At 69.8% G+C, this 21,962-nt stretch carries 18 protein-coding genes; 9 read left to right on the top strand and 9 right to left on the bottom strand.

Annotated features, from left to right (window positions below; translation table 11 throughout):
• Window positions 1–700 precede the first annotated feature (700 nt).
• Window positions 701–1,864: an amino acid--tRNA ligase-related protein gene (locus CMC5_RS17890; protein WP_169796574.1), complete on the top strand. Its 1,164-nt coding sequence runs from the start codon at window positions 701–703 to the stop codon at window positions 1,862–1,864.
• Between the two features lie 23 nt (window positions 1,865–1,887).
• Here CMC5_RS17890 and CMC5_RS17885 read toward each other — a convergent pair whose 3' ends face one another.
• From CMC5_RS17885 to CMC5_RS17870, 4 genes are all read right to left on the bottom strand, one after another.
• Window positions 1,888–2,604 carry a hypothetical protein gene (locus CMC5_RS17885; RefSeq protein ID WP_050431562.1) on the bottom strand — a complete coding sequence of 239 codons (717 nt, stop codon included), beginning with the start codon at window positions 2,602–2,604 and terminating at the stop codon, window positions 1,888–1,890.
• The gene (locus tag CMC5_RS17880; RefSeq protein ID WP_050431561.1) at window positions 2,601–3,554 is read right to left on the bottom strand and encodes a histone deacetylase family protein; all 954 of its coding nucleotides are present in this window, start codon (window positions 3,552–3,554) and stop codon (window positions 2,601–2,603) included. Before CMC5_RS17880 ends, CMC5_RS17885 begins: the two co-directional genes overlap by 4 nt.
• A 351-nt stretch (window positions 3,555–3,905) precedes the next feature.
• Window positions 3,906–4,934, bottom strand: a complete 1,029-nt coding sequence (locus CMC5_RS17875; RefSeq protein WP_050431560.1) for an S-adenosylmethionine:tRNA ribosyltransferase-isomerase — start codon at window positions 4,932–4,934, stop codon at window positions 3,906–3,908.
• Window positions 4,931–5,707 (bottom strand): SDR family NAD(P)-dependent oxidoreductase, encoded by a 777-nt coding sequence (locus CMC5_RS17870; protein ID WP_050431559.1) that lies wholly within the window; start codon window positions 5,705–5,707, stop codon window positions 4,931–4,933. Before CMC5_RS17870 ends, CMC5_RS17875 begins: the two co-directional genes overlap by 4 nt.
• Window positions 5,708–5,831: 124 nt before the next feature.
• On the opposite strand from CMC5_RS17870, the gene CMC5_RS17865 reads away from it, so the two are divergent.
• Window positions 5,832–6,395 carry an XRE family transcriptional regulator gene (locus tag CMC5_RS17865; protein WP_050431558.1) on the top strand — a complete coding sequence of 188 codons (564 nt, stop codon included), beginning with the start codon at window positions 5,832–5,834 and terminating at the stop codon, window positions 6,393–6,395.
• Window positions 6,396–6,447: 52 nt separating this feature from the next.
• A complete protein-coding gene (locus CMC5_RS17860; protein ID WP_245678497.1) occupies window positions 6,448–6,852 on the top strand; it encodes a DUF4180 domain-containing protein in 405 nt (134 codons plus the stop codon).
• A 149-nt stretch (window positions 6,853–7,001) separates the two neighbouring features.
• Here CMC5_RS17860 and CMC5_RS17855 read toward each other — a convergent pair whose 3' ends face one another.
• From CMC5_RS17855 to CMC5_RS17845, 3 genes are all read right to left on the bottom strand, one after another.
• A complete protein-coding gene (locus CMC5_RS17855) occupies window positions 7,002–8,051 on the bottom strand; it encodes a class I SAM-dependent methyltransferase (protein WP_050431557.1) in 1,050 nt (349 codons plus the stop codon).
• 326 nt (window positions 8,052–8,377) lie between these two features.
• The gene (locus tag CMC5_RS17850) at window positions 8,378–11,179 is read right to left on the bottom strand and encodes a radical SAM protein (RefSeq protein ID WP_156338684.1); all 2,802 of its coding nucleotides are present in this window, start codon (window positions 11,177–11,179) and stop codon (window positions 8,378–8,380) included.
• Between the two features lie 10 nt (window positions 11,180–11,189).
• The gene (locus tag CMC5_RS17845; RefSeq protein WP_218920281.1) at window positions 11,190–11,780 is read right to left on the bottom strand and encodes a TetR/AcrR family transcriptional regulator; all 591 of its coding nucleotides are present in this window, start codon (window positions 11,778–11,780) and stop codon (window positions 11,190–11,192) included.
• Between the two features lie 261 nt (window positions 11,781–12,041).
• Between CMC5_RS17845 and CMC5_RS17840 the strand changes: the two genes are divergently transcribed.
• From CMC5_RS17840 to CMC5_RS17830, 3 genes are read left to right on the top strand one after another with little or no spacing between them, the layout of a single operon-like run.
• Entirely contained in the window at window positions 12,042–12,266 is a 225-nt protein-coding gene (locus CMC5_RS17840) for a ferredoxin (RefSeq protein ID WP_050431554.1), read from the top strand.
• Entirely contained in the window at window positions 12,263–13,714 is a 1,452-nt protein-coding gene (locus CMC5_RS17835; protein ID WP_050431553.1) for an NAD(P)/FAD-dependent oxidoreductase, read from the top strand. Before CMC5_RS17840 ends, CMC5_RS17835 begins: the two co-directional genes overlap by 4 nt.
• Window positions 13,715–13,771: 57 nt before the next feature.
• Window positions 13,772–15,001: a cytochrome P450 gene (locus CMC5_RS17830; protein WP_050431552.1), complete on the top strand. Its 1,230-nt coding sequence runs from the start codon at window positions 13,772–13,774 to the stop codon at window positions 14,999–15,001.
• A gap of 26 nt (window positions 15,002–15,027) precedes the next feature.
• On the opposite strand, the gene CMC5_RS17825 is transcribed toward CMC5_RS17830, so the two are convergent.
• On the bottom strand, window positions 15,028–16,224 hold the full coding sequence (locus CMC5_RS17825) for an acyl-CoA dehydrogenase family protein (protein WP_050431551.1): 1,197 nt from the start codon (window positions 16,222–16,224) through the stop codon (window positions 15,028–15,030).
• A gap of 268 nt (window positions 16,225–16,492) precedes the next feature.
• The gene (locus CMC5_RS17820) at window positions 16,493–17,614 is read right to left on the bottom strand and encodes a LysR family transcriptional regulator (protein ID WP_063796300.1); all 1,122 of its coding nucleotides are present in this window, start codon (window positions 17,612–17,614) and stop codon (window positions 16,493–16,495) included.
• A gap of 156 nt (window positions 17,615–17,770) precedes the next feature.
• Between CMC5_RS17820 and CMC5_RS17815 the strand changes: the two genes are divergently transcribed.
• From CMC5_RS17815 to CMC5_RS17800, 3 genes are all read left to right on the top strand, one after another.
• On the top strand, window positions 17,771–18,505 hold the full coding sequence (locus CMC5_RS17815) for a nitroreductase family protein (protein WP_063796299.1): 735 nt from the start codon (window positions 17,771–17,773) through the stop codon (window positions 18,503–18,505).
• A gap of 273 nt (window positions 18,506–18,778) precedes the next feature.
• Window positions 18,779–20,413 (top strand): M20/M25/M40 family metallo-hydrolase, encoded by a 1,635-nt coding sequence (locus tag CMC5_RS17810; RefSeq protein ID WP_245678496.1) that lies wholly within the window; start codon window positions 18,779–18,781, stop codon window positions 20,411–20,413.
• A gap of 276 nt (window positions 20,414–20,689) precedes the next feature.
• A complete protein-coding gene (locus tag CMC5_RS17800) occupies window positions 20,690–21,925 on the top strand; it encodes an acetyl-CoA C-acetyltransferase (protein ID WP_082362571.1) in 1,236 nt (411 codons plus the stop codon).
• Window positions 21,926–21,962: the final 37 nt, after the last annotated feature.

Here is a 21,962-nt window from a genome sequence, read left to right as displayed (position 1 = left end):
CATCAGGCACAAGCTCCGCTTGCTGTTCGAACAGACGATGGACGCAGTCGTCCGCGAGGTGAGAGTGGTTATGCTTCATACCATGCGCGGTCGGCAGAAGAGTTCGGTGCAGCACACCGCCATCAGGAGGCGAGCGCAGTCGCCAATGAAAGGCACCCATGTCCGCTGGAATTGCTCGTAACGAGAGCCGTCTCGCTCAAGTCCCACACAGGTGGTCGGCAGCATGACTCAGCCACCCGAAATCAGCACGCGCGTGACAGAGGCCAGATACCTGGCGCCTGCCGGGTCGACTTCCTCGTCCTCCGCGTGGCGGAACCATCGATAATGCGGCACCACTGCGAACTGGCGACCTGGAATACATCACACGTGTCTGGAGCGCATCTGATTACACACATTCATGGAACGCACGTCAAGTGAGACATGCTGGTTTCGGGATAACGGCACGCTCCGGGGACCGCAAGACACATACGCCAGCTTGGCCTTCATCGCGCAGCGGATCGTGAAGGAGGAGACGGGCTGTCTGTTCCGCCATTGAGTTCCATCCACTTCTCGATCCAGTCTCCATGCGCGACCGAACGGCTGGACGTACGGCGCCGGTGATATGAACGGAACAATGATCTCCCCAGGCCAGCTCCACCCAATCCACGGTCGCGTCATCGCGGTCTCAGAAAGAAAGGGCTTTCAGGACATCGCCCTGCTCGTGAAGGGCGAGACGCACACGGTGCAGGGGCTCCTCGGAGATCCTGCGCTGGCTCCAGGCGACCTCGTGGTTCTGGACCCCACGGACAGCGGCGCCCCGCCACGCGTTCTCCGCGTCGGCGGCCCGACCCGAGGGGCGTGGGACCCGGAGGGCGACGCGCTGCGCTGGCAACGATCTACCGTGTCACCGAACCGCATGAAGCTGCTCTGGAAGCGACAGACGATCCTGCGCACCGTTCGCGAGTACTTCTATGACCAGGGATTCCTCGAAGCGCAGACACCGCTCCTTGCCAGAGGAGCGTGCCCCGACGTGCATCTCTCCCCGATCCAGGCAGCAGACGGCTATCTGGTCACCTCGACCGAATACCAGATCAAACGGATGATCGTGGGCGGCTTCGAGAAGGTCTTCACGCTGACCCAGAACTTCCGCGGCGGTGATGCTGGAATGCACCACAATCCCGAGTTCACCATGCTGGAGTGGGCGCGCGCCTTCTCCCCGCTCGAGGCCATCGAGAACGACGCGGAAGCCCTCGTGAAGCGCGCACTCGAAGCACTCGACCCGGGAGCTGAATGCATTCATTACAGGGGCCGCACGATCCGGCTATCGGGAGTACACTGGGAACGGCTCAGCGTGCGCGGCGCGCTCTCCCGTTACCTTCGGGTCGACATCGACCCGGAGTTTTCGCCCACCTCGATCGAGAAAGCCGCATCGAGAGACGACCTCGGAATCGAGGTGCGCTTCCGCAACGACCCGCACGCGGCGCTCACCTTGCTCCTCGATCAGCTCACTCCCCACCTCGGCTTCGAGGCCCCCGTTTTTCTCACCGATTGGCCAGCCTTCATGACCACCTCCGCTTCGCTCACGCCCGGTTCACCCGCCCTCGCCGAACGTAGTGAGCTGTTCATCGCCGGCATCGAGCTCTCCGACGGCTTTCCCTCGCTGCGCGATCCGGCGCAACAGGAGGACCTGTTCGCGCGGGAGCTCGCCAGACGAGAGGAGGCTGGGTTGCCGTCCGTGCCGCTCGACACCCGGTATGTTCAAGCCTTGCACCAGGGACTCCCGCCAGGCGCTGGAATGGCCCTCGGCTTCGACCGGCTGGCCATGCTGCTCACGGGGCAGGAGCACATCCGCAGCATCCTCCCTTTTTCGTGGGACGAACTCTGATGTCGGGCTCGCTCTGATGTGTCTCAGCCCACGCGTCGCGTATACGCACGATCCGGTGTGCCATCGACCCCTATCACACCCGACTCCGCCATCCCGAATCGCTCGGCGACGCGCGCCCCCTCCTCTGACACGGTAATGGCTGCCAGTCCGCGCAGTGGAAGCGCCTCGATATCCATCGCCAGGGCGCGCATCATGCGTCTGGAGCAGCTCGTCTTTCTCAGAGGACCGATGATGCTGTAATTGAACAGGTAAATGTAGGCCCCTTCGGGATCGACGGCCGGCAGGACAGGCAAGGTACGCACCCGCAACGCTGCGGCCCGTGTCTCCAGATGGTCGAAGGTGACCTCCTGGATGGGAACCCAACCCGTGTACCCGACGGGAAGCCACCCCTCTCCTGGCAGTTCCGCCCACCATACCCGGAACCCCTCAGGAAACGTCTCCATCACCTGGAGCAACCGCGCGAAGCTCACCTGGTCGCCCGGGGTGGGGTAACAGGCCCAGTCGGCGAGCAAGGTGGCCAGCACCAGCTTCCGCCAGCGCGAGTGCCCATAGCGACCGAAGGGCGGCACGGGGGGCTCGAGCACGTCGACGACGCTCGTCGAGCAAAAGGACGCCTCCAGGGCCGGCGACGGCACGAGGGCCTGCAGGAGCGCCAGCCGGGCTTCGAACCAGACCCGCGCACCGTCGACGTCCGCAGGTTCAGCCATCGAGACCAGGACGCGGTCGAACTCCTCTTTCATCGCGCTCCCCCTCGCCGCGCACGACGGCAGAGAACCTCGACACAGGCCCGCGCACTCGCACCGAGCGACGCGAGATCGTACCCCCCCTCCAGCACCAGCCCCACCCGCCCTCGCGCCGTCCCCTCGGCCAGATCGCAGACACGATCGCACATCGCCGCGAAGCCGGTGGTCGTCACCCTTTGTTCGGACATCGGGTCTCCCTCGTGCGCGTCGAACCCGGCCGAGACCAGCACCACATCGGGTCGAAACCGCTCGACGAGGGGGACCAGCTCACGCTCGATGACGTCGGCATGGTCGCCGTCTCCCGCCCCAGCCGGGAGCGGGACATTGCGGGTCCAGCCAGCGCCGGCCCCCACACCACTCTCCTCGACGCCCCCAGAGTCCTCTGGAAAGAGCCGCTCCTGATGGACGGAGAAGAACAGCACATCGTCCCGCGCCTCGAACATCGCCTGCGTACCGTTCCCGTGATGGACGTCCCAGTCGACGATCAGCACCCGCGCCCCGTGACGAGCCATGAGGTCGGCTGCGGCGACGGCGACATTGTTGAATACGCAGTACCCCATTCCACGATCCTGCAGTGCGTGGTGTCCTGGCGGCCTCACCAGAGCGAACCCATTGCGAGCCCGCCCTTCCCAGAGCGCATCGACCAGTTCGAGACAGGCGCCCGCTGCGAACAGCGCCGCGTCCACCGACCCAGGGGACAGGATCGTCTCCGGATCGAGCGCCCCAGCATGCCCGCGCAGCTGCATCACGGAGTGGACGTAGGCGCAGGTATGGACGCGCTCCAGCTCGCTCGTGGTGGCCATGCGGTGGACATCGCGCAAGATCGCTCCTTCCGGCACAGGCTCCAGCGCGCGCAGCACGCTCACCAGCCTGGAAGCGCTCTCGGGATGCTCTGGACCAGGATCGTGCTCGAGTAGCTGGGGCGAGGAAAGAAGCAGGGTCCGCAAGCGACCTCCTGAGCGTCGAGGAGAACCATGCCCTGACGGAACGCTCCCTGCTAGCCTGTCCGCGCTGCGGGGGAGCGCGCTTCCCCGGGAGGTGCTCATGAGCGAAGAAAACCAGAACCCCGCAAAGCGGACGGGCATGCAAAGCGGAGACACCGCGAGGCACGCCCCGCCCGGACGGCCCAGCACCACATCCTCGGAAGAGGTAGGACAGGGACCAGGCCTGGACCCTCCGAGTCCTCCCGCCGAGCCCGAAGAAGAGGAAGACGAGGCCTTTCATGACCGACCGACTCGTCCCGGCCTGAGCGACGACGACGAGCTCTGAACCCCTGAATCAGAGGCCGTCCGCCACCCTCACGCGGCCAGCAACAGCATCGAGTCCCCGAACTCGTGGGTGAGATAGCCCCTCGCCTCCGCGTGCGCATGCGCTCGCCTCAGCACGTCCCGCCCGGCGAACGCCGACAGCAGCTCGAAATGACTCTCGGAAGGCTCATGCACCCCCGTGAGCAGCCCGTCCACCACGGCCGGGGCGTGATGAGCGCCAAGGATCAGCTCCGTCACGCCTCGCCCGGCCAGGAGCGTCCCTCTTCCCAGCACGGCGGCGCCCTCCAGCGCCCGCGTCACTGTCGTCCCCACCGCCACCACACGCCCGCCCCTGGAGCGCGTATCGAGCACGGCGCGCACCGTCGCCTCCGGAATCTCGAACCGCTCCGCGAGGGGTAGCCGCGCATCGAGCGCTGGATCCCCGGTCGAGGAGAGCCCCGCCGCGTGGGACAACGACGCGAGCCGGACCCCCCGCCGCACCAGCGAGAGCAGCAGGCCCCACGCGAGCGGTCTCCCTGCCGACGGCATCTCCGCACAGATGGGACGCGATGCGTAGCGCGTCTGCACGTCCCACAGCGCGAGCGGCGCCGGGACGTAGGCGTACTGCACCGGCCTCCCGTTCCGGTAGATCGCCTCCCAGAGCGCCGCGCCCTGCGCGGAGAACACCAGCACCACCAGCCGTGACGACAGCGACGACACCTCTGCGATCACGGCCTCCAGGCCAGGCCCGAAGCGCACCTGCGCCCCCACCGCGAGTTGCGGGGGCGGTCGCCGGTCCTCGGTCCGCTGACGGGCATCCCCTGCCCCGAAGAGCAACGCCTGGAAGCGGCCATCCTCCAGGGACTGAGCAAGCCTCGCCTCGATCGCCTCCCCATCCGCAGTCACCCCCCGCAGCATGCCGGGGAGCGTCGCCCCATCGTTCACGACGAGCAGATCCCCCGCCCGCAGGAACCTCCCAAGCTCGCCCACCGTCGCGTCGAGGAGCGCCCCGGTGTGAGGATCGACGTGAAGCAGCCGCTCCAGGAGCGGCTCGGTGCGCGGTCCAGCGGCGGGGCTCACGACCCACCTCCGAGCGCCGCCACCTCGACCCGAGACCCGCTCGCCACCCCTTCGCCGCGCTCGACGAGCGCCACGATCGCCTCGGCCACCACGGCGGGATCCGCCAGGGTCGCCGGATCCGCGTCCGGCACCGCGTCCGCGTGCATCTTCGTGTTCATCTCCCCGGGATCCACGGACAGGAACCGGACGCCCGTCCCCTCCAGCTCCGCAGCCCAGGACCTGGACAGGTGGTCGAGGGCGGCCTTCGACACCCCGTAGGCTCCCCACTGCGGGTACGCGTTCGTCGCCGCATCCGAGCTCACGTGGAGCACCAGGCCATGACCCCGCAAGGCCATGCCTCCAGCGATGGCCTTGGTGAGCCGGAAGGGACCGACCACGTTCACCTCCAGCGCGCGGCCGAGATCCTCACACGCCGTATCGAGCAGCAGCCGGAGTGGCGTCGGCCCCAGCGTGCTCGCATTGTGGACGAGCACGTCGATCGGCCCCACCAGCGCTGCTGCTGCCCCGGCGATCGCGTAGGTCATCACCTTGTCGCCCACGTCGCCTGGCAGCAGGTGGGCCTCACCCCCGCTCGCCCCGATCTCCGCTGCCACCCCCTCGAGCGCCTCCCTCCCACGCGCCACCAGGACCACACGCGCGCCACGTCGCGCGAATGCTTTCGCCAGCGCCGCCCCGAGTCCCCGGCTCGCGCCCGTCACGAGCACGGCCTTTCCCTTCAACTCCCCACTGCGGCTGCGCTCTTCGGCGCTCACCGGTTCGAGCTTCGACGTCATGCCGTCCTCCCATCGAGAGGGGCTCACCCCGCTGCGGGGCGTCTCCCTGAAGCCCAGCATGCACCAGCGATGTCGAAAGACTGGAGCTGCTGCCAGTATCCTGGAGTCGTGCTAACGGCTTGTCATGGACACGAAAGGGGATCTCTCCGGCCGCCTGGCGAAGAACACGAAACAGCTCCGCGAGGCACGCGGGCTGACCCAGCTCCAGATCGCCAAGCTCGCGGGCGTCCCACGCGCGACCTGGGCTCACCTCGAATCGGGTGAGGCGAACCCCACCCTCGCCGTCCTCGACCGCGCGGCCACCGCCCTCCAGGTCTCCATCGAGGAGCTGCTCTCCGCTCCCCGCGCGAACGCTCGCTTCTACGCGCACGGCAGCCTGCCCGTGCGCACGCCGGGTCAGGCCACCGTGCGCAAGCTCCTGCCCGATCCCATCCCTGGCATGGCCATCGAGCGCGTGGAGATCGCCCGCGGCGGCCGCATGGTCGGCGTCCCCCACACCCCCGGCACCCGGGAGTACCTCACCGTCGAGTCGGGGGAGATTCAGCTCATCGTCGCCGGAGAGACCTGGAGCGTCACACCAGGTGACGTCGTGGTCTTCCGGGGAGATCAGCGGCACTCCTACCACAACCCGGGACGCGCCCCCGCCATCGGCTACTCGGTCGTGGTCCTCGCCCGCACCGACGGCTAACATCCGGCGCACCGGAAGCCGCGATCGCCCGACAACCAGCCAGGAGGCCCCGGTGGAACGAGACACCCGCCAGAAAGCAGAACTTTCTCTCCTCGAAGCCGACGACACCAAGATCGTCGAGGGCCAGCCGGGACTGCCGTTCATGTCGAGCACGGGCGACACCAACCGCCTGCTCGAGGAACTCTTCTTCTACCAGGCCGAGGCGACGCTCCTGTACGCCGCCAACCTGACGGGCGCCTTCTTCGACCTCAGCTCGGGAGAGGCCGGGGAAATCCTGCACAAGCTGAGGCTCTACAGAATCCGGCTCGCCGTCGTCTGGCGCCCAGGCGATCCCCCCTGGAGCAGCCGGTTCGGGGAGCTGATGGCCGAAGAGCAGCGCAGCGACCACTTCGGCATCTTCGAGACACGCGAGGCGGCCCTGGCCTGGCTCACGGTCACCCGTGAGCCGCCGAGTTGAAGGTCGTCCCTTCGCCTCACTGGCAGGATGTAGAACCCAGGCGACGAACTCCCCTCCCCCTCGCCAGCGCGAAGGGGAGGGCGACGCGGGACGAGACGTTCGGCGCTTCGTGAGCGCCTGCGCCCCCTCAGCGCGACATCAGCGCGACATCAGCGCTTCGTGAACTTCAGCGTCATGCGATCGCTCTCGCCGATGGCCGAGAGCGTGTCGCGATCCTTCTCACCCCGCTCCAGCGTGGGCAGGAGCGCCCAGACCCCTTCCGGGTAGTCCTTCGTGTCCTTCGGGTTCGCGTTCACCTCGCTCTTGCCAGCGAGCTTGAAGCCGGCCGCCTCCACCGTCTGGATGACCCACGCCTCGGGCAGGTAGCCCTTCTTCGAGCTCTCCGTGACGTCGGCGCCTTCCTTCCCGCGGTGCGCCACCACGCCGAACACGCCGCCCTTCTTCAGCACCTTGTGGACGGCCGCCAGGTTCTTCTCCACGCGCTTGTTGTTCACCCAGCCGTGCATTTCGCGGATGGCGATCACCAGATCTGCCGACCCCTCCGGCCCCAGCTCGGGCGCGTTCAGGTCCTTCAGCACGACCGGCTCGATCTTGCCCGTCAGCTCGGTCGACTTCTCGAGGAACCGCTTGAACCGACGCCCGTAGAGCGTCGAGCGCACGTCCTCGGGGCCCTCCCAGTCCATGGAGGTCACCCGGAGCTTGCCCTTGCTGGCGAGCACGGGCGCCAGCAGCTCCGTGTACCAGCCGCCGCCACCGCCGAACTCGATCACCGTCTGCGTCGGCGTGAGCCCGAAGAACGTCAGCGTCTCGACCGGATGACGGTACACGTCGCGGTCCGCGTTCCCCGGCACGCGGTGCCCGCTCTTCATCGCGGCGGTGAGGCCCGCCTTCGCGTTCGCGTACTTCGCTTCCGTCAGCGCCTTCACCTGCGCCTTCAGCGCGTCGTCGAAGCGCGCGGCTTCCGCCTTCGCCTTGTCCTCCATCGCCGCCATGTCGGCGGCGAGCTTCGCCCGCTCGTCCTGCTTCTTCTTCTCCGCCGGATCGATCGGCGCGGGGGGCTCCGCGATGGGCTCCGCGACAGGCTCCGGCGTGGCCGGCGGAGGGGGCGGAGGCGGCGCCTCCGGAGGAGGAAGCTCTCCTCCACACCCCAGAGAAGTGACGAACATCACGGGCAAGAATGCAGCCAGCAGCTTTCGCATGAGCGCGCACCGTAGTCGCCCCGGACGGCAACGCAACCCCTCGCGTTTCCTGACAGCGCCTCGTTCACAGCGGATACGTCCAAGCATCTCCGCGTCGCTGCGCTTCTTCAACCTCCGCAGAAATCCAGGTCGTCTCGTGGCGGCAGCGCTCTGTCCACAGCGCTCCTGTGCCTTCACGCTTCACCCTCTGTGCCATCCATCAGACAGAGGAAGGCCTCGACCAGCCTGCTGCCCAGCTCGTGTGCTTTCGACCCACACCACCTGCGCCTCCGTCGGAGCACACCTTCCCCTGACGGGCGCAGCGCAGTGCGATCAGCGCCTGCTCCTCATCGAACAGCGCGTGCAGCGGGGGCGAGCGCGCGCACCAGCAACCCCACCGCGGCACGCGCTTCGTCACCCAGCGCGCCCAGCGCGTCGACATCGAGATCCACCGCCCATGCGCCGATCCGGATCGCGTACGGCACCCCCTCCGCATGCGCTCGTACCCGGACCGCCAGCCGCTCCTCTCCACGAGCCAGCGTGATCGTGGACGCCGCGTCCCCGGTTGCCACCGACGCGATGGTGAACCCTCCTGCACGAACCCCCGGCCGGATGGTTCCCGGCAGCCGCAGCGCATCCTCTCGTTTCGGCACCGCCTCGGGGAGCAGCGCCCCGCGCGCAGGTGCAGCGAGCGGCTTCCCCGGCTCGACCAGCAGCGGCCGCGGCCCCGACACCTTCCGCGTGCTCCCATCGGGACTCCCGAGCGTCACGCCATCCGGTCCCAGCCGCACCCATGACGCCTGCGCGAGCAGCTCCGCGAACCCACGCCCACGCCCCACCGAGCGCGCCTTCGCCCCGTGGAGAACGAACCGCTCTCCCTCGAATCCCCCCTCCACCACCGCATAGCGCTCGTAGTCGAGGAACAGCGACGCCATCGCCAGCGTCGCGCGCGCGCCCGTCGCAGCCGCTGCGCACAGCGCGGCCAGGCGCCCGAGCACCCCCTCGGCATTCGCCACCGACGCCACGCAGCCAGGAGCGCACGGATGGTGCGAGATCAAGCGCAGCAACCCCGTCCGGTGCAGCACCGACGCGAGCGGCTGCTCCGGCGCGCGCAGGTACGGCGCTCGCTCCAGATCCTGGTTGTCCCCCTGCTCCAGGCGCGCGGCGAACAGCTCCGCGCAGCAGCCCGGGTACCCCATCAACCCGCCGAGCCTCCGCGCCGCGGTCCGCCGCTCCGTCGCCGGCCCCGCGCCAGCCACCACCCGGTGGAGTCCCCTCACCTCACCGAGCACCGCTTCATCCCGCGCCACGGCGACCACCGCGTGCTCCTCGCTCGCTCCATGCAGCCCGCTCCGGCGCTCCATCCCGTGATGGGCGATCACCTCCGCCGCGAAGCCCATCGCCTGGTATGCCCGCGCCAGCGCCTCTGCATCCGTGGCCCGCACCGACTCCTTGAGCACCGCCCGCCGTCCCACCGTTTCGCTCGAAGCGTTCTCCCCGAGCGCGAGCGCCTCGATCTCCGGATCGAACCCTGCCCCTGCAGGCCCCAGCATCTCCACCAGCGCCCCGAGCGGCGCCCCCCACGCCTCCACCCCTGCGCGCAACGCCAGCGCGCAGCTCCCGGGCACAGCCGCCAGACCAGGCCAGCGCACCACGTAGCGCGTCGCCACGTCGATCACGTCGGCGTCCGTGAGCCCCCGATCCCGATCCAGCCCCCGCACCGCCTGCGCGAGCTGGAAGATCGCCTCCACCCGCGCATCCTGGAAGCGCCACGGCGCGCTCGCATCGTACCCCTGCTCCGCCGCCCGATCCCCCCGCCCCTCCTCGGACGCCTCCACCAGCAAGCCATCGCGCACCGCCAGATGATGCAACGGCGTGCGCGGGTACAGCCGCAACCGCGTCTGGATCGCGTCCGCACGCAGCTCGTGGAAGCGCAGACGCCGCATCCACGACGCGTTCTCCAGCAGCGACGCCGGCGAGGTCCACGGCGTGAACAGCAGAAACCCGTGCGCCCGGTGCTCCCGGAACACGAACGTCCCCGGGAACCGCGCCTCGAATGCCCGCATCAGCGCAATCGCCCTCTCGCTCTCCTCGGGCCCGTGCCCTTTGTTGAACAGTGCGAGCGCCTCCCTGTCGAAGCTCTCGAAGCCCACGAGGTACAGGTGGAGCACGCTCCCGGACGCCTCGGCGAGCGCGCACGCCGGCGCCACGGCCGACTCGGCGAACTCCAGCAGCCAGTCCACACGGCTCTTCCAGAGCAGCTCGATCGGCCCGAGCCCAGGTTCGTGCATTAGCGTTTCGAACAGCGCCGGCAGGTGCGGGTGCGGACGCTCGTCGGTGAGCAGCACCTCGATGCGCTCTCCCCTCGGCGCGGCGGCCCGCAAGGCCCGGAGCTGCGCGATCCACGCCCCGACCACCTGCTCGGCGCTCACCGCGGCGTAGGCCCCCGTGTTGTCCAGGCAGAAGGAGCAGCCGCGCGTTTGCACCCGCGCCGGATCCAGCGACAGCGCGTCGAACACCGGATTTTTGCGCGCATCGGCGAGGTAAGGACACCCTCCAGAGGGCCCCGAGAGGGTCGCACGGCCCCGCGCGCCCACGATCTCCACCCCCTCCGCCCCCCTCGCCTCCCCGCCCAGCGCGCCGCTCCCCGCAACCTGCATCACGGCGAGCTGCCGTCGCAGGTCGCTCGCCTTCAACCGGCGAAACTCCGCCGTGGCAGGCGCTTCTCCGCGCAGCAGCGCGTGCAGCCCCTCCTCGTCGACCACATGGTCGAACGCTCCATCCAGCTCCGCACGCACCCCCCGAGCGAGGCGCACCAGCACGGCGCCGTCCCGCAGCCCGTAGCGTGCCGCCTCCACGACCGCACCATCCCAGGCGCGCACCAGCACCACCACCTCGGCCCCGGCGGCACGCACGGCCGCCTGGACTTCCCCGAGGAAGCGCCTCATCGAAGCTGCCGCTTCCGCCTTCTCGCGCGCCTCCGCGTGCTCGTGCACGAGCCGCGCGAGGCGCACCTTGCGCCCGTCCGCCGCGAGCCGCTCGGCCAGCGCCGTCAGCGCTGGCTCACCGATGAACCCGTCGTCCCGAGCCTGGAGATCCAGCAGGAGAACGCTGCACGCGGACGCCTCCACCGCGCTGGGACCGGCCATGCCCGGCATCCTACCTCCATCCCGCCGCTCCTTTTCGCATGGAACGAGGAACGGGCACGTCGACCTCCGGCGGAGGCGGCACCAGGAGCTTCCAGAGCCACACCGCCATCTGCTCCGCGGGCGGGCTCATCCCCACCTCGATCCACCACCCGATCACCCCGAAGAACGCCGCCGCGAGGAATCGACTCTGGAGCCCTGCGGGGACGTCGCTCCTGTCGCTGGCCACCCCCTCCTCCCTGCGCGTCGTGAGGAGCTGCTCCAGGTGCCGACGCACCTGGAGCGCACAGGGGTTGGTCCCCCCGACGTCGAGCACCAGCCGGTACAGCTCCACGTGCTCGGCGGCGTGCTTGAACCACAGCGCGAAGATGCGCTGCGTCTCCTCCGCGAGCGCCTCGGGCGTGGTCACGGCCTGCGCCGCGCTGGGGGAGCAGCTCGCCTTGTGGCGCTCGCCCAGCTCGTCCAGCGCGTCGTTCATCGTCTGCGTGAGGAGATCGTCCTTGCTCCGGTAGTGCAGATAGAACGTGACGCGATTGACCTCGGCCCGCTCGCTGATGTCGTGCACCGTGATGGAGTCGAAGCGCTTCTCCCGGAGCAGACTCAACAGAGCGTCGCGCAAGAGCCCTCGCGTGCGCCTGGAGCGAGGATCCAGCCGGTCTCCCTTCGACGACAATCGCCCCCCGTCTGTCGCGAACGCGACACGTCCCCCCTTGCTGTCGATTGCCCTGCGCCGCATCGTGGGCACTCTAATGGACGCCACGCGGGCCGAGCAACACGGCAGGCCCATCGTTGGGCCTCTGCCCACTTCGCCCGTCCCGAGGAGGAATCGATGCAAAATGCCCCTGATCCGGCGCGAAGACGTCGGATGAAAGTGGTCGTCGACCTGAGCCGATGTGAGGTCTATGCGCAGTGCGTCTTCGCGTCACCCACAACGTTCACGTTGCGCGGTGAAGAGGTGCTCGAATACGACCCGTCGCCAGACGATGCATTGCGGGATGAGGTCGTAATGGCAGCACGAGCTTGTCCCGTGCAGGCCATCAAAATCGGCTGGGCCGAGGAGGCCCCCGCCGTCGAGGAGCCCACGACATGACGCTCGCGGATGCCACGAAACCCGGCGCCACCCGCGATCGGGTGGTCATCGTCGGCGCCTCCCTCGCCGGGCTGCGCGCAGCCGAAGCCCTCCGTCGGGCCGGGTTCACAGGCCAACTCACCCTCCTCGGCGACGAACCGCACCAGCCCTACGATCGCCCTCCGCTCTCCAAGCAGGTCCTCGCTGGGAGCATGCCCGTGGAGCACACCGCCCTCGCGCGCTTCCACGAGCTCGACGCCCAGTGGCGGCTCGGCGTGCGCGCCACGGGCCTCTCCCTCGCCGACCAGCACGTGCACCTCGCGGATGGCCAGCGTGTCGGCTTCGACCGCTTGATCATTGCCACCGGCGCCCGCGCCAGGCCCTTCCCGCACCCCGAGCAAGCAGCGCTCGACGGCGTCTTCGTCCTCCGATCCCGCGACGACGCCAGCCGCCTGCGCGCGCGCCTCGACGCGCGCCCGCGCCGCGTGCTCATCCTCGGTGGCGGCTTCATCGGCTCCGAGGTCGCCTCGGTCTGCCGACGGCTCGACCTCCAGGTCACCGTCGTCGAACGCGGCCCCGCCCCGCTCGCGAACGCCCTCGGGGACGTCATCGGCGCCATCGCCGCCACGGTCCAGCGGAAGCATGGCGTCGACCTCCGGTGCGGCGTCACCGTCACCGCCCTGGAGGGCGACGCCCAGGGCCGCCTCCAGCGCGCCCACCTCTCCGACGGCGAGGTGCTCGACGTCGACCTCGCGCTCATCGCCATCGGCCCGCTCCGCAACACCGAGTGGCTCACGGGCTCGGGCCTCGCCGCCGACGCGCGCGGCGTGGTCTGTGACGCCCACTGCCGCGCCCTCGACGAGCGCGGCGCCGCGCAGGAGAACGTCTTCGCCGCTGGCGACGTCGCCCGCTGGCCTCACCCCCTCTACCCGGACGAGCTGCTCGCGGTCGAGCACTGGAGCAACGCCGTCGAGCAGGCCAGGACGGCCGCGCACAACGCTGCGCAGGCGAGAGGCACCAGCACACCGCTCCGCGCCCACACCCTCTTGCCCACCTTCTGGTCCCACCAGTTCGGCATCAACATCAAGTCGACGGGCGTCCCACCCCTCGCCGACGCGGTGATCATCACCCAGGGCTCCACCGAAGCGCACAGCTTCGTCGCCGCCTACGGCCAGCGAGGCCGCATCATCGCCGCCGTCACCTTCGACCAGGCCCGCATGCTGCCCGTCTACCAGGCCATGATCGAGGCCTCCGCCCCGCTCCCCGTGGCGCTGGGCGCCTCCGACGAGCCTCATGACGCCATGGCCGTGCCGGCCGGGTTCTCACCCATCCCTCAGCCTGGCCCCACCCTCGCCACCCCGCCCCGCACACCCGCCGAACGCGCCGCCGTCGGCGAAGAACCCGTCCAGCCTCCTGCCGCTCGCCCCACCGCGAGCGACGCCGACAGACCTCCCCCGACCCCAGCCTGAGCCCGCGACGACCCGACCCCCGAGCCCTGCCCGAGCCGCCGACGAAAGGAGCGCCCCATGCCTCGAAACGACCTGTTCCAGCAAGCCACCAGGCCGGCCCACCGCGCCGATCCCTACCCCCTCTATGCCGAGCTCCGGCAGAAGCCGGTCTGGCTCCAGGACGACGGCAGCTATGTCGTCAGCACCTACCGCGAGGTCTCCGCCTTGCTCTACGACCCGCGGGTCAGCGCCGATCCCATGAAGCGCAGCGACCTTCCCCCCATCTACACGGATCCCCGGATGCCCAGGGACCAGCCGTCGTTCATCCAGCTCGACGAGCCGAAGCATGGCGCCATGCGCCGCCTCACCATGAAGCACTTCGGCCCACCGCGCTCGGCGGGTCGCGTCTCCGGCATGGGCGCGCGCATCGGCCAGATCGTCGACCGGCTCCTCGACGCCCACCGCGACGCCCGGCAGCTCGACGTGGTGCAGGACCTCTCCTATCCCCTGCCCGTGATGGTGATCTGCGACCTCCTCGGCGTCCCCCTCGACGACGAGCCGCTCTTCCGGGAGTGGTCGGAGGTGCTCACCAGCTCCCTCGATCCGGACCCGGCCCTCCAGAACGACCCCGCCTTCCTGGAACGCATCGGCAGCGCGGCCGTGGGCATCCGCACCTACATGACCAACCTGCTGCAGGGGCACCGTCGCACCCCGAACGACAGCATGCTCTCCGCGTTCGTGAACGACCCCGAGGCCCGAGAGCACATCACCGACGGCGAGTTTCTCAGCATCGCCATCCTGATGCTCATCGCGGGCCACGAGACCACCGTCAACCTCATCTCCAACGCCACCCTCACCCTCCTCCGCCACCCCGACCAGCTCGCGCGCCTCCGCGACGACCCCACCCTGATGCCCGGCGCCATCGAGGAGTTCTTGCGCTACGAGCCCCCCGTCCAGTACCGCGAGCGCACCACCCTCACCGACATCTCCATCGCCGGCACCACCATCCCCAAGGGCGCCTCGGTGAACCTGGTGCTGGCCGCCGCCAACCGCGATCCGCTCCGCTTCTCCGAGCCGGACCAGTTCCTCCTGGAGCGCGAGGACAACCAGCACCTGAGCTTCGGCACCGGCGTCCACTACTGCTTCGGCGCCCCGCTCGCCCGCGTGGAGGCCCAGATCGCGCTGAACGAGCTGCTCCGCCGGCTCGACAACCCAGAGCTCACCGCCGATCCCCCCCCGTACCGCTTCAACCCGGCCCTCCGAGGCCCGAGCCACCTCGTCGTGGCGTTCGACGGCATGCGCGCCTGAGCCCTCATCCACCTTCGCCGCGTCGATCAGAAGAACGCGATCTGCGACTCCACCCCGAGCAGCGTGCTCCCCAGCGGCGCGGCGCTCGGCCCGTCACCCGCGACGTGCTGCGCCGCCACCCACAGGTCATTCAAGCAGCGCGACAGCGGGTGCGCTTCGGGCACCTCTGGCCCTCCGGCCACCTCCCAGAGCCGCTCCACGCTCCGCACCGCGCTCCGCGTCGCGTGCTGGTAAGCGAGCCTCAGATCGGCCCGCTGGCGCAGCGACACCTCCCGCCGCTGCGCCCCCTCGAAGCACCCACTCACCGCCTTCAACAAGAGCGCCCGCGCCGACCGGAGCGACGCCTCGCCCTCGGTCACCGCGGCCCGCACCGCCATCCTGGAAGCTCGGAACGGCGGCGCTTGCGCGTCCCCCGAGAGCGGCCACGCGAGCGGCGTCTCCTTCATCACCTCGACCCCCCGGCGCGCGATGCCGAGCGCCACGGCCGGCAGACCCAGAGACAGCAGCCCGAACGCTGGCATCCCGTAGAGCGGGCGGTCCACCCGGGGCCGGTCCAGCAGCGAGAAGCTCCGCTCCGCGGGCACCCGCACGTTGGTGATCTCCAGATCGCAGCTCCCGGTCCCGCGCAGCCCCGCGGCGTCCCACGTGTCATGCAGCACCACGTCCCGCCGCGGCACCACGAACAGCCGCGTCTCGGGCGCGCCGGAGCGCAGCATCCGAGGTTGCCCCGCGGAGGTCACCACCGCCCCCACGACGAACCACGGGCAGTGCTCGCCCCCGCTCACCCACGGCCAGCGCCCCGAGAGTGTGTGGCTCCCCCCGTGCAGCTCCGCGCGCCCGAGCGGGACGGTCATCCCGCCGTAGATCACCCCCCGATCCCGGTGGATCGCCGCGGCCGTCGCCTCGGGCAACCACGCCGACGAGAGCGCCATGACAGCACCGCTCATCGCGCACCACCCGGTCGACGACTCGGCACGCGCGAGCGCCTCCAGGACCTCGACGACCACCAGCGGATGCAGCTCGAGGCCCCCGTACACCTCGGGCACCAGCATGCGGAAGACCCCTGCCTCGACCAGCTCGCCGACGAGATCCGACGGGAGACGCCGGGCGGCCGCAATCGCCTCGGAGCGGGCAGCGACCCGCTGGGCAATGGCACGCGCACCAGCGAGCACCGGATGCTCGCAGGGAGCCTCCGCATTGAGACGGACAGGGGAATACTTCATTGCCCCATGGTAAGCCCTTACGGGGATTCATGACCAGCGTCCCACGCGCACGACGAATGGACGGACGACGAGAAACAGTGGGAGCACAACCAGCAAAAACAAGGCCTACCGAGCCCAAGCCATTCCAGTGTCACCACCGGTCTCGGTGACGTCCCGCGGAGCCCCTGGACGTTCCTCGTCCAGCCAACGAGGAAATTCAGGCGACATGTCAGGTGATTTCAAGAGCGCCGGAACGCGAACGCATTGAATCGTGCACGGAGCTGTGCATTCACCTGCGGACACGGCGGCCTCCCCGTCGCACGAGCTGGCCGTCCTCGGCTTCCGGCGCTGACGCAGCTCTCTTCGCCGCACCACGCCGGACTGGCGCAGCAGGCGTGGTGCCTGCGGCCTCCTTCGCAGCGCCGCGCCGGACCGGCGCACCGGGCTCGATGCGCTGCGGGGCGGCCTGTGCTTCGCGTCCCCTCGATGCCAGTGCGCTCCCTCGCGGGGTTCTCGCCATGAGGCTGCTGGGGGCCCAGGCGATCACCGCGTCCACGAAGGCCCGCACCTGCGGCGGCACGAACTCGCGCTCCGGGTAGACCACGGCGACCTGCATGTCGTTCCCGACCACGCCGGCCAGCACCTGGACCAGCGCGCCCGCAGCGAGCGCCTCGCTCGCGACCGACTGCGGCAAGAAGGCGATGCCCAGACCCCGGATCGCCGCGTGACAGAGCAGCTCCACATCGTTCGCGCTGAACGTGCCCTCCACCTGCACCTTGCCGCCCCCGCGCAGCGGCCAGTACATCTGCGGCAGCTCGCCCCGCACGAACCCCAGCAAGCAGCGGTGACGGCGCAGATCCCGGGCGGTGCGCGGCGTCCCGTGCGCCGCGAGGTAGGCCGGAGAGGCCACCGCGAGGCCCTGGAACCGCACGAGCCCTCGCGCCACGAGCCCCGGCTCCAGCGCGCCCGAGGCGCGGATCGCCACGTCGTACCCATCGCGATGGAGATCGATGATGCGCGTCGTGGTCTCCAGGTGAAGGCGCACCTCCGGGTGGCGCTCCTTGAAGTCGCAGATCATCGCGTCGAAGCTCGCGTCGTCGATGAAGGGCAGAGACACCCGCAGCGCCCCCCGGATCACGTCGTCGACCCGGCGCACGCTCGCCTCGGCGCTCGCCACCGCGTCGAGGGCGATGCGCGCGTGCCGGTAGAACGCCTCACCGGCCTCGGTGAGCGTGAGGGACCGCGTCGTCCGCCGCAGCAGCCGCACGCCCAGCCGCTCCTCCAGCCGCGCCAGCCGGCGGCTCACGGTCGCCCGCGGGACCCCCAGCTCCGCCGCGGCGCGCGAGAGCGACTCCGACGCCACCGCCTTGCAGAACGCGAGCATCTCCGAGGTCTCTGCCGGGTCGTTCATCTGGATCAATTTGTAGCAGATGCTTCCCCTTGTCGACGCATTGTCACAAGCACCCCGGGTCGCTACACCTGAGGACGTGCAGCGCGACGCGCCGTGAAGCGCGGGAAACCCACACGCGGCTTCTGCCCTTGGCCAGACCCCCGAAGGAGCATCCCCATGAGCACCGAACACGACACGCAGACCCTCTCCCGGAGTCATGATCTCGCCCCCCTGACCGTGCCCGAGGCCATCGAGGCGCGCCGCTCCATCCGGAAGTACAAGCCCGTCCCCGTCTCCGACGCCGACCTCACCCGCATCTTCGAGCTGACGAGCCGCGCCCCGTCGTCGATCAACATCCAGCCATGGCGCTTCGCCTTCGTGCGCGACACCCAGCTCAAGACCCAGCTGCGCGCCGCCGCCTTCGACCAGGCCCAGGTCGAGGCGGCCCCCGTGGTCATCGTGGCCTACAGCGACATGACGGACGCCCTCGCCCACCTCGACGACGTGATCCACCCCGGCGTCCAGGGAGAAGCGCGCCAGGCCACCTTCCAGCGCGCGTCGGGCTACTTCGGGAGCCTGGACGAGACGAAGCGCAAGGCCTTCGGCGACGGCCAGACCTTCATCGCCGTCGGCTACCTCTCCCTCGCCGCGCAGTCCCTCGGCTACGCCACCTCGATCATGGGCGGCTTCGACCCGGAGAAGGTGAAGACGCTCCTCGGCTTGCCCGAGCCCAGCACCGTCGTCGCCGTCATCGCCCTCGGCGTCGCCGACGAGACCGGCTACGCCCCGCACCGTCACGCCCTGTCGCGCATCGTCCACGAGGCCGGCGCCGCGGCAGCGCACGAGGAAAGCCCTTCGGTCCCCGCTGCCCCCGCCTCTGCACTGCACGCCTCGACCGTCGCTCAGCTCTGACGCCCTCCTTCCAGGGTGCGGCGCCTCCCCCCTGGCCCAAGCGGCACTTTCATCCCCCAACGCATCGCCCCCGTGCGCATGCCGCCAGCGCGCCCTGTCGCCCGGCGCGCCCACGCGATCCCTCCCGCGAGACCACCCAGCGTCGCCGCGGCCCGCGCTCCATCGCCATGACGGGACCATCCCACGTCGCCATCGCCCACGCTCTGTCGCCGTTGCCGACCTCCACACACACCCTGTAGCGTCCCGGGGCTTCCCAACAACCCGAGGTAATCATTGAAAAATCTAGCCACGGTGATCGCGCTCGGCACCTGCCTTGGCGCGTGCGCTCCCCTCGCCACCAGCGACACCAATGACATCAGCGACACCAGCGACACCAGCGACACCCCGGACCTCCCTGCCGACGAGGCCGTGCTCGACGACCCCGCTGGTCCTGATGCCGGGGGCACCTGGATCACCATCGGCACCGACGCCATCGAGGTGATCCACGAGGCCATGGCGCGCGGCGAGATCACCGGCGAGCTGGAGACCTACGACACCAACGCCGAGGCCACGGTCCTCCGGGTCAGCGAGGAGCAGATCCCCGCCATCACCCGCGTGATGCACGACGAGCTCCACCGCTGCGGCGGCTACGTCGCCCACGACTCCTTCACGCAGGCCACCCGGGCCCTGCGTGCGCCGCTCCGGCGAGAGACCCCGCAGAGCGCTCTGGTCAGCTACACCATCAACAACGCGGCGACCGTGAACACCCTGCTCGCGGCCGTCGAAGAGCCGCGCATCCGCAGCACCATCAGCACCCTCTCCTCGTACACCACCCGCTATTACACCTCGCAGTCGGGCGTGAACGCGGCCTCCTGGCTCCGGGACACCTGGCAGGGCTTCACCGCGGGCCGCTCCGACGCGAGCGTCGCCCTGCGTCAGCACAGCGGCTACCCGCAGCCTTCGGTGATCCTCACCATCGAGGGCGCCCAGACGCCCGGTGAGGTCATCGTCCTCGGGGCCCACCTCGACTCCACCACCTTCGCCAGCTCCCCCACCGCCGCGGCCCCCGGCGCCGACGACGACGCCTCGGGCATCGCCACCTTGACCGAGGTCGCCCGCGTGATCCTCCAGAGCGGTTACCGCCCCGCGCGCACCGTGAAGTTCATCGGCTACGCCGCCGAGGAGGTCGGCCTCCGCGGCTCCGGCGACATCGCCGCCCAGCACCTTTCCGCGGGCATCAACGTCATCGGCGTCCTCCAGCTCGACATGACCAACTACAAGGGCTCGGCCCAGGACATCGCCCTCGTCACCGACAACACGAACGCCGCGCAGAACCAGTTCCTCCGCGATCTCATCACCCGGTACACGAACTACACCACGGTCAACACCACCTGCGGCTACGGCTGCTCGGATCACGCCTCGTGGCACAGCCGCGGCTTCGTCGTCTCGCTGCCCTTCGAGTCCCGCGTCAGCGACGGCAACCCCCACATCCACACGAGCGCGGACACCCTCGCCCAGAGCGGCGGCAACGCGAACCACGCCCTCAAGTTCGCGAAGCTCGCCGCCGCATACGTCGCCGAGCTGGCCAAGGGCTCCACGGGCTCGACCAACCCCGACCCCGAGCCCAGCGGACCCATCACCCAGACCTTCACCGGCACCGTGGGCCAGAACCAGAACGTCTACCACGGCCCCTTCGCAGGCCAGCCGGGCACCTCGTTCACCGCCTCGCTCACCGGCACCGGCGACGCCGATCTCTACGTCCGCTTCGGCGCCCAGCCCACCACGAGCACCTACCAGTGCCGGCCTTACCTGAACGGCTCCAACGAGAGCTGCGCCCTCCAGTTCCCCGCCGGCAACTCGCCCGCGTACGTCATGGTGCGTGGCTACACCAGCGCCACGTATACCCTCACGGTCACGTACCAGCCCTGATCGCGCCGCGCGGGGTCAGCGCGCTCCGCATCGACGGACCGCTCCCACCCTCGCGCACCGCGAGATCGGCGCTCTCTGCACCAGCGCATCCCTTCATCACCACGCCGTCGGTCGAGAGCCAGCGCCCTCCACCTCGACCGATCCTTCCGGCCCTCGGCCGCTCCCTCCGCGCCACAGGCCGGCATGGCCCCGCGCCGCCTCCAGCTCGCCAGTTCGTCGCCTTGACAGCTCACATGATGAGCATAATATGACCAGCATCATCTCCAGGAGGCAGTCGTGAACACGAGCTACATCATCGACGCGATGCGGACCCCGCGAGGGCGAGGGAAGCAAGGCAAAGGCGCGCTCTCGGGCATTCATCCGCAAGCGCTGTTCGCGCAGGTGCTGAACGCGCTCGCCCAGCGTGGCGGCTTCGAGGCCGGCGACGTCGACGACGTCATGGTGGGATGCGTCTCCCAGGTCGGGGAGCAAGGCGCGAACCTCGCCCGGAACGCCGTCCTCGCCGCCGGGTGGCCGCAAGAGGTGTCGGGCGTGTCGCTCAACCGTTTCTGCGGCTCGGGGCTCCAGGCCGTGAACTTCGCCGCCATGGCCGTCGCCTCGGGCGCGATGGATCTCGCCGTCGCCGGGGGCGTGGAGAGCATGTCGCGGGTGCCCATGGGCGCCGATGGCGGCGGGCAGGACGGCGGCAACATGCAGCTCCGGGACCGCGTCTTCCAGGTGCCCCAGGGCATCAGCGCCGACCTGATCGCCTCGCTGGAGGGGCTCTCGCGCGAAGAGGTCGACGCGCTCGCGCTCCTCAGCCAGAAGAACGCCACGCGCGCCATCGAGGAGCGCCGCTTCGCGAAGGCGCTGTTCCCGGTGAAGGACCCGCGCACGGGCGCGGTGGCGCTCGCGGCGGACGAGTTCCCGCGGCCCGACACCACGGCCGAGGGGCTCGCCGCGCTCAAGGCCTCGTTCATCGCCCTCGGGGAGATGGCCGTCGGCCCGAACGGCGAGACGCTCGACCAGATCGCGCTTGCCGCCTACCCGCAGGCGAAGGCGATCCAGCACGTGCACACGGCCGGCAACTCCAGCGGCATCGTCGACGGTGCCGGTGCGGTGGTCGTCGCCTCGGAGCGGTACGTGCGCGAGAAGGGGGTCAAGCCGCGGGCCCGCATCCGCGCCATGGCCACGGTCGGGAGCGAGCCGCTGATCATGCTCACCGCCCCCGCCCCGGCGAGCGAGAAGGCGCTCCGCATGGCCGGCATGAAGGCGAGCGACATCGACCTCTGGGAGATCAACGAGGCCTTCGCGGCCGTCGTGCTCCAGACGATCCGCGCGCTCGGGATCGCGCCCGACCGGGTGAACGTCAACGGTGGATCCATCGCGCTCGGTCACCCGCTCGGCGCGACGGGCGCGATGCTGCTCGGCACGGCGCTCGACGAGCTGGAACGCAGCGACAAGCAGACGGCCCTGATCACCATGTGTATCGGTGGTGGCCAGGGCATCGCGACCATCCTCGAGAGGGTCTGAATGCGACGGGCGACGCCACCACGAACTGTAGGAGTCA

The organism is Chondromyces crocatus, from assembly GCF_001189295.1.
Classification (GTDB): domain Bacteria; phylum Myxococcota_A; class Polyangia; order Polyangiales; family Polyangiaceae; genus Chondromyces; species Chondromyces crocatus.
Note: the sequence above shows the minus strand (reverse complement) of the source record. Positions and strands in the feature narration are given on the sequence as shown.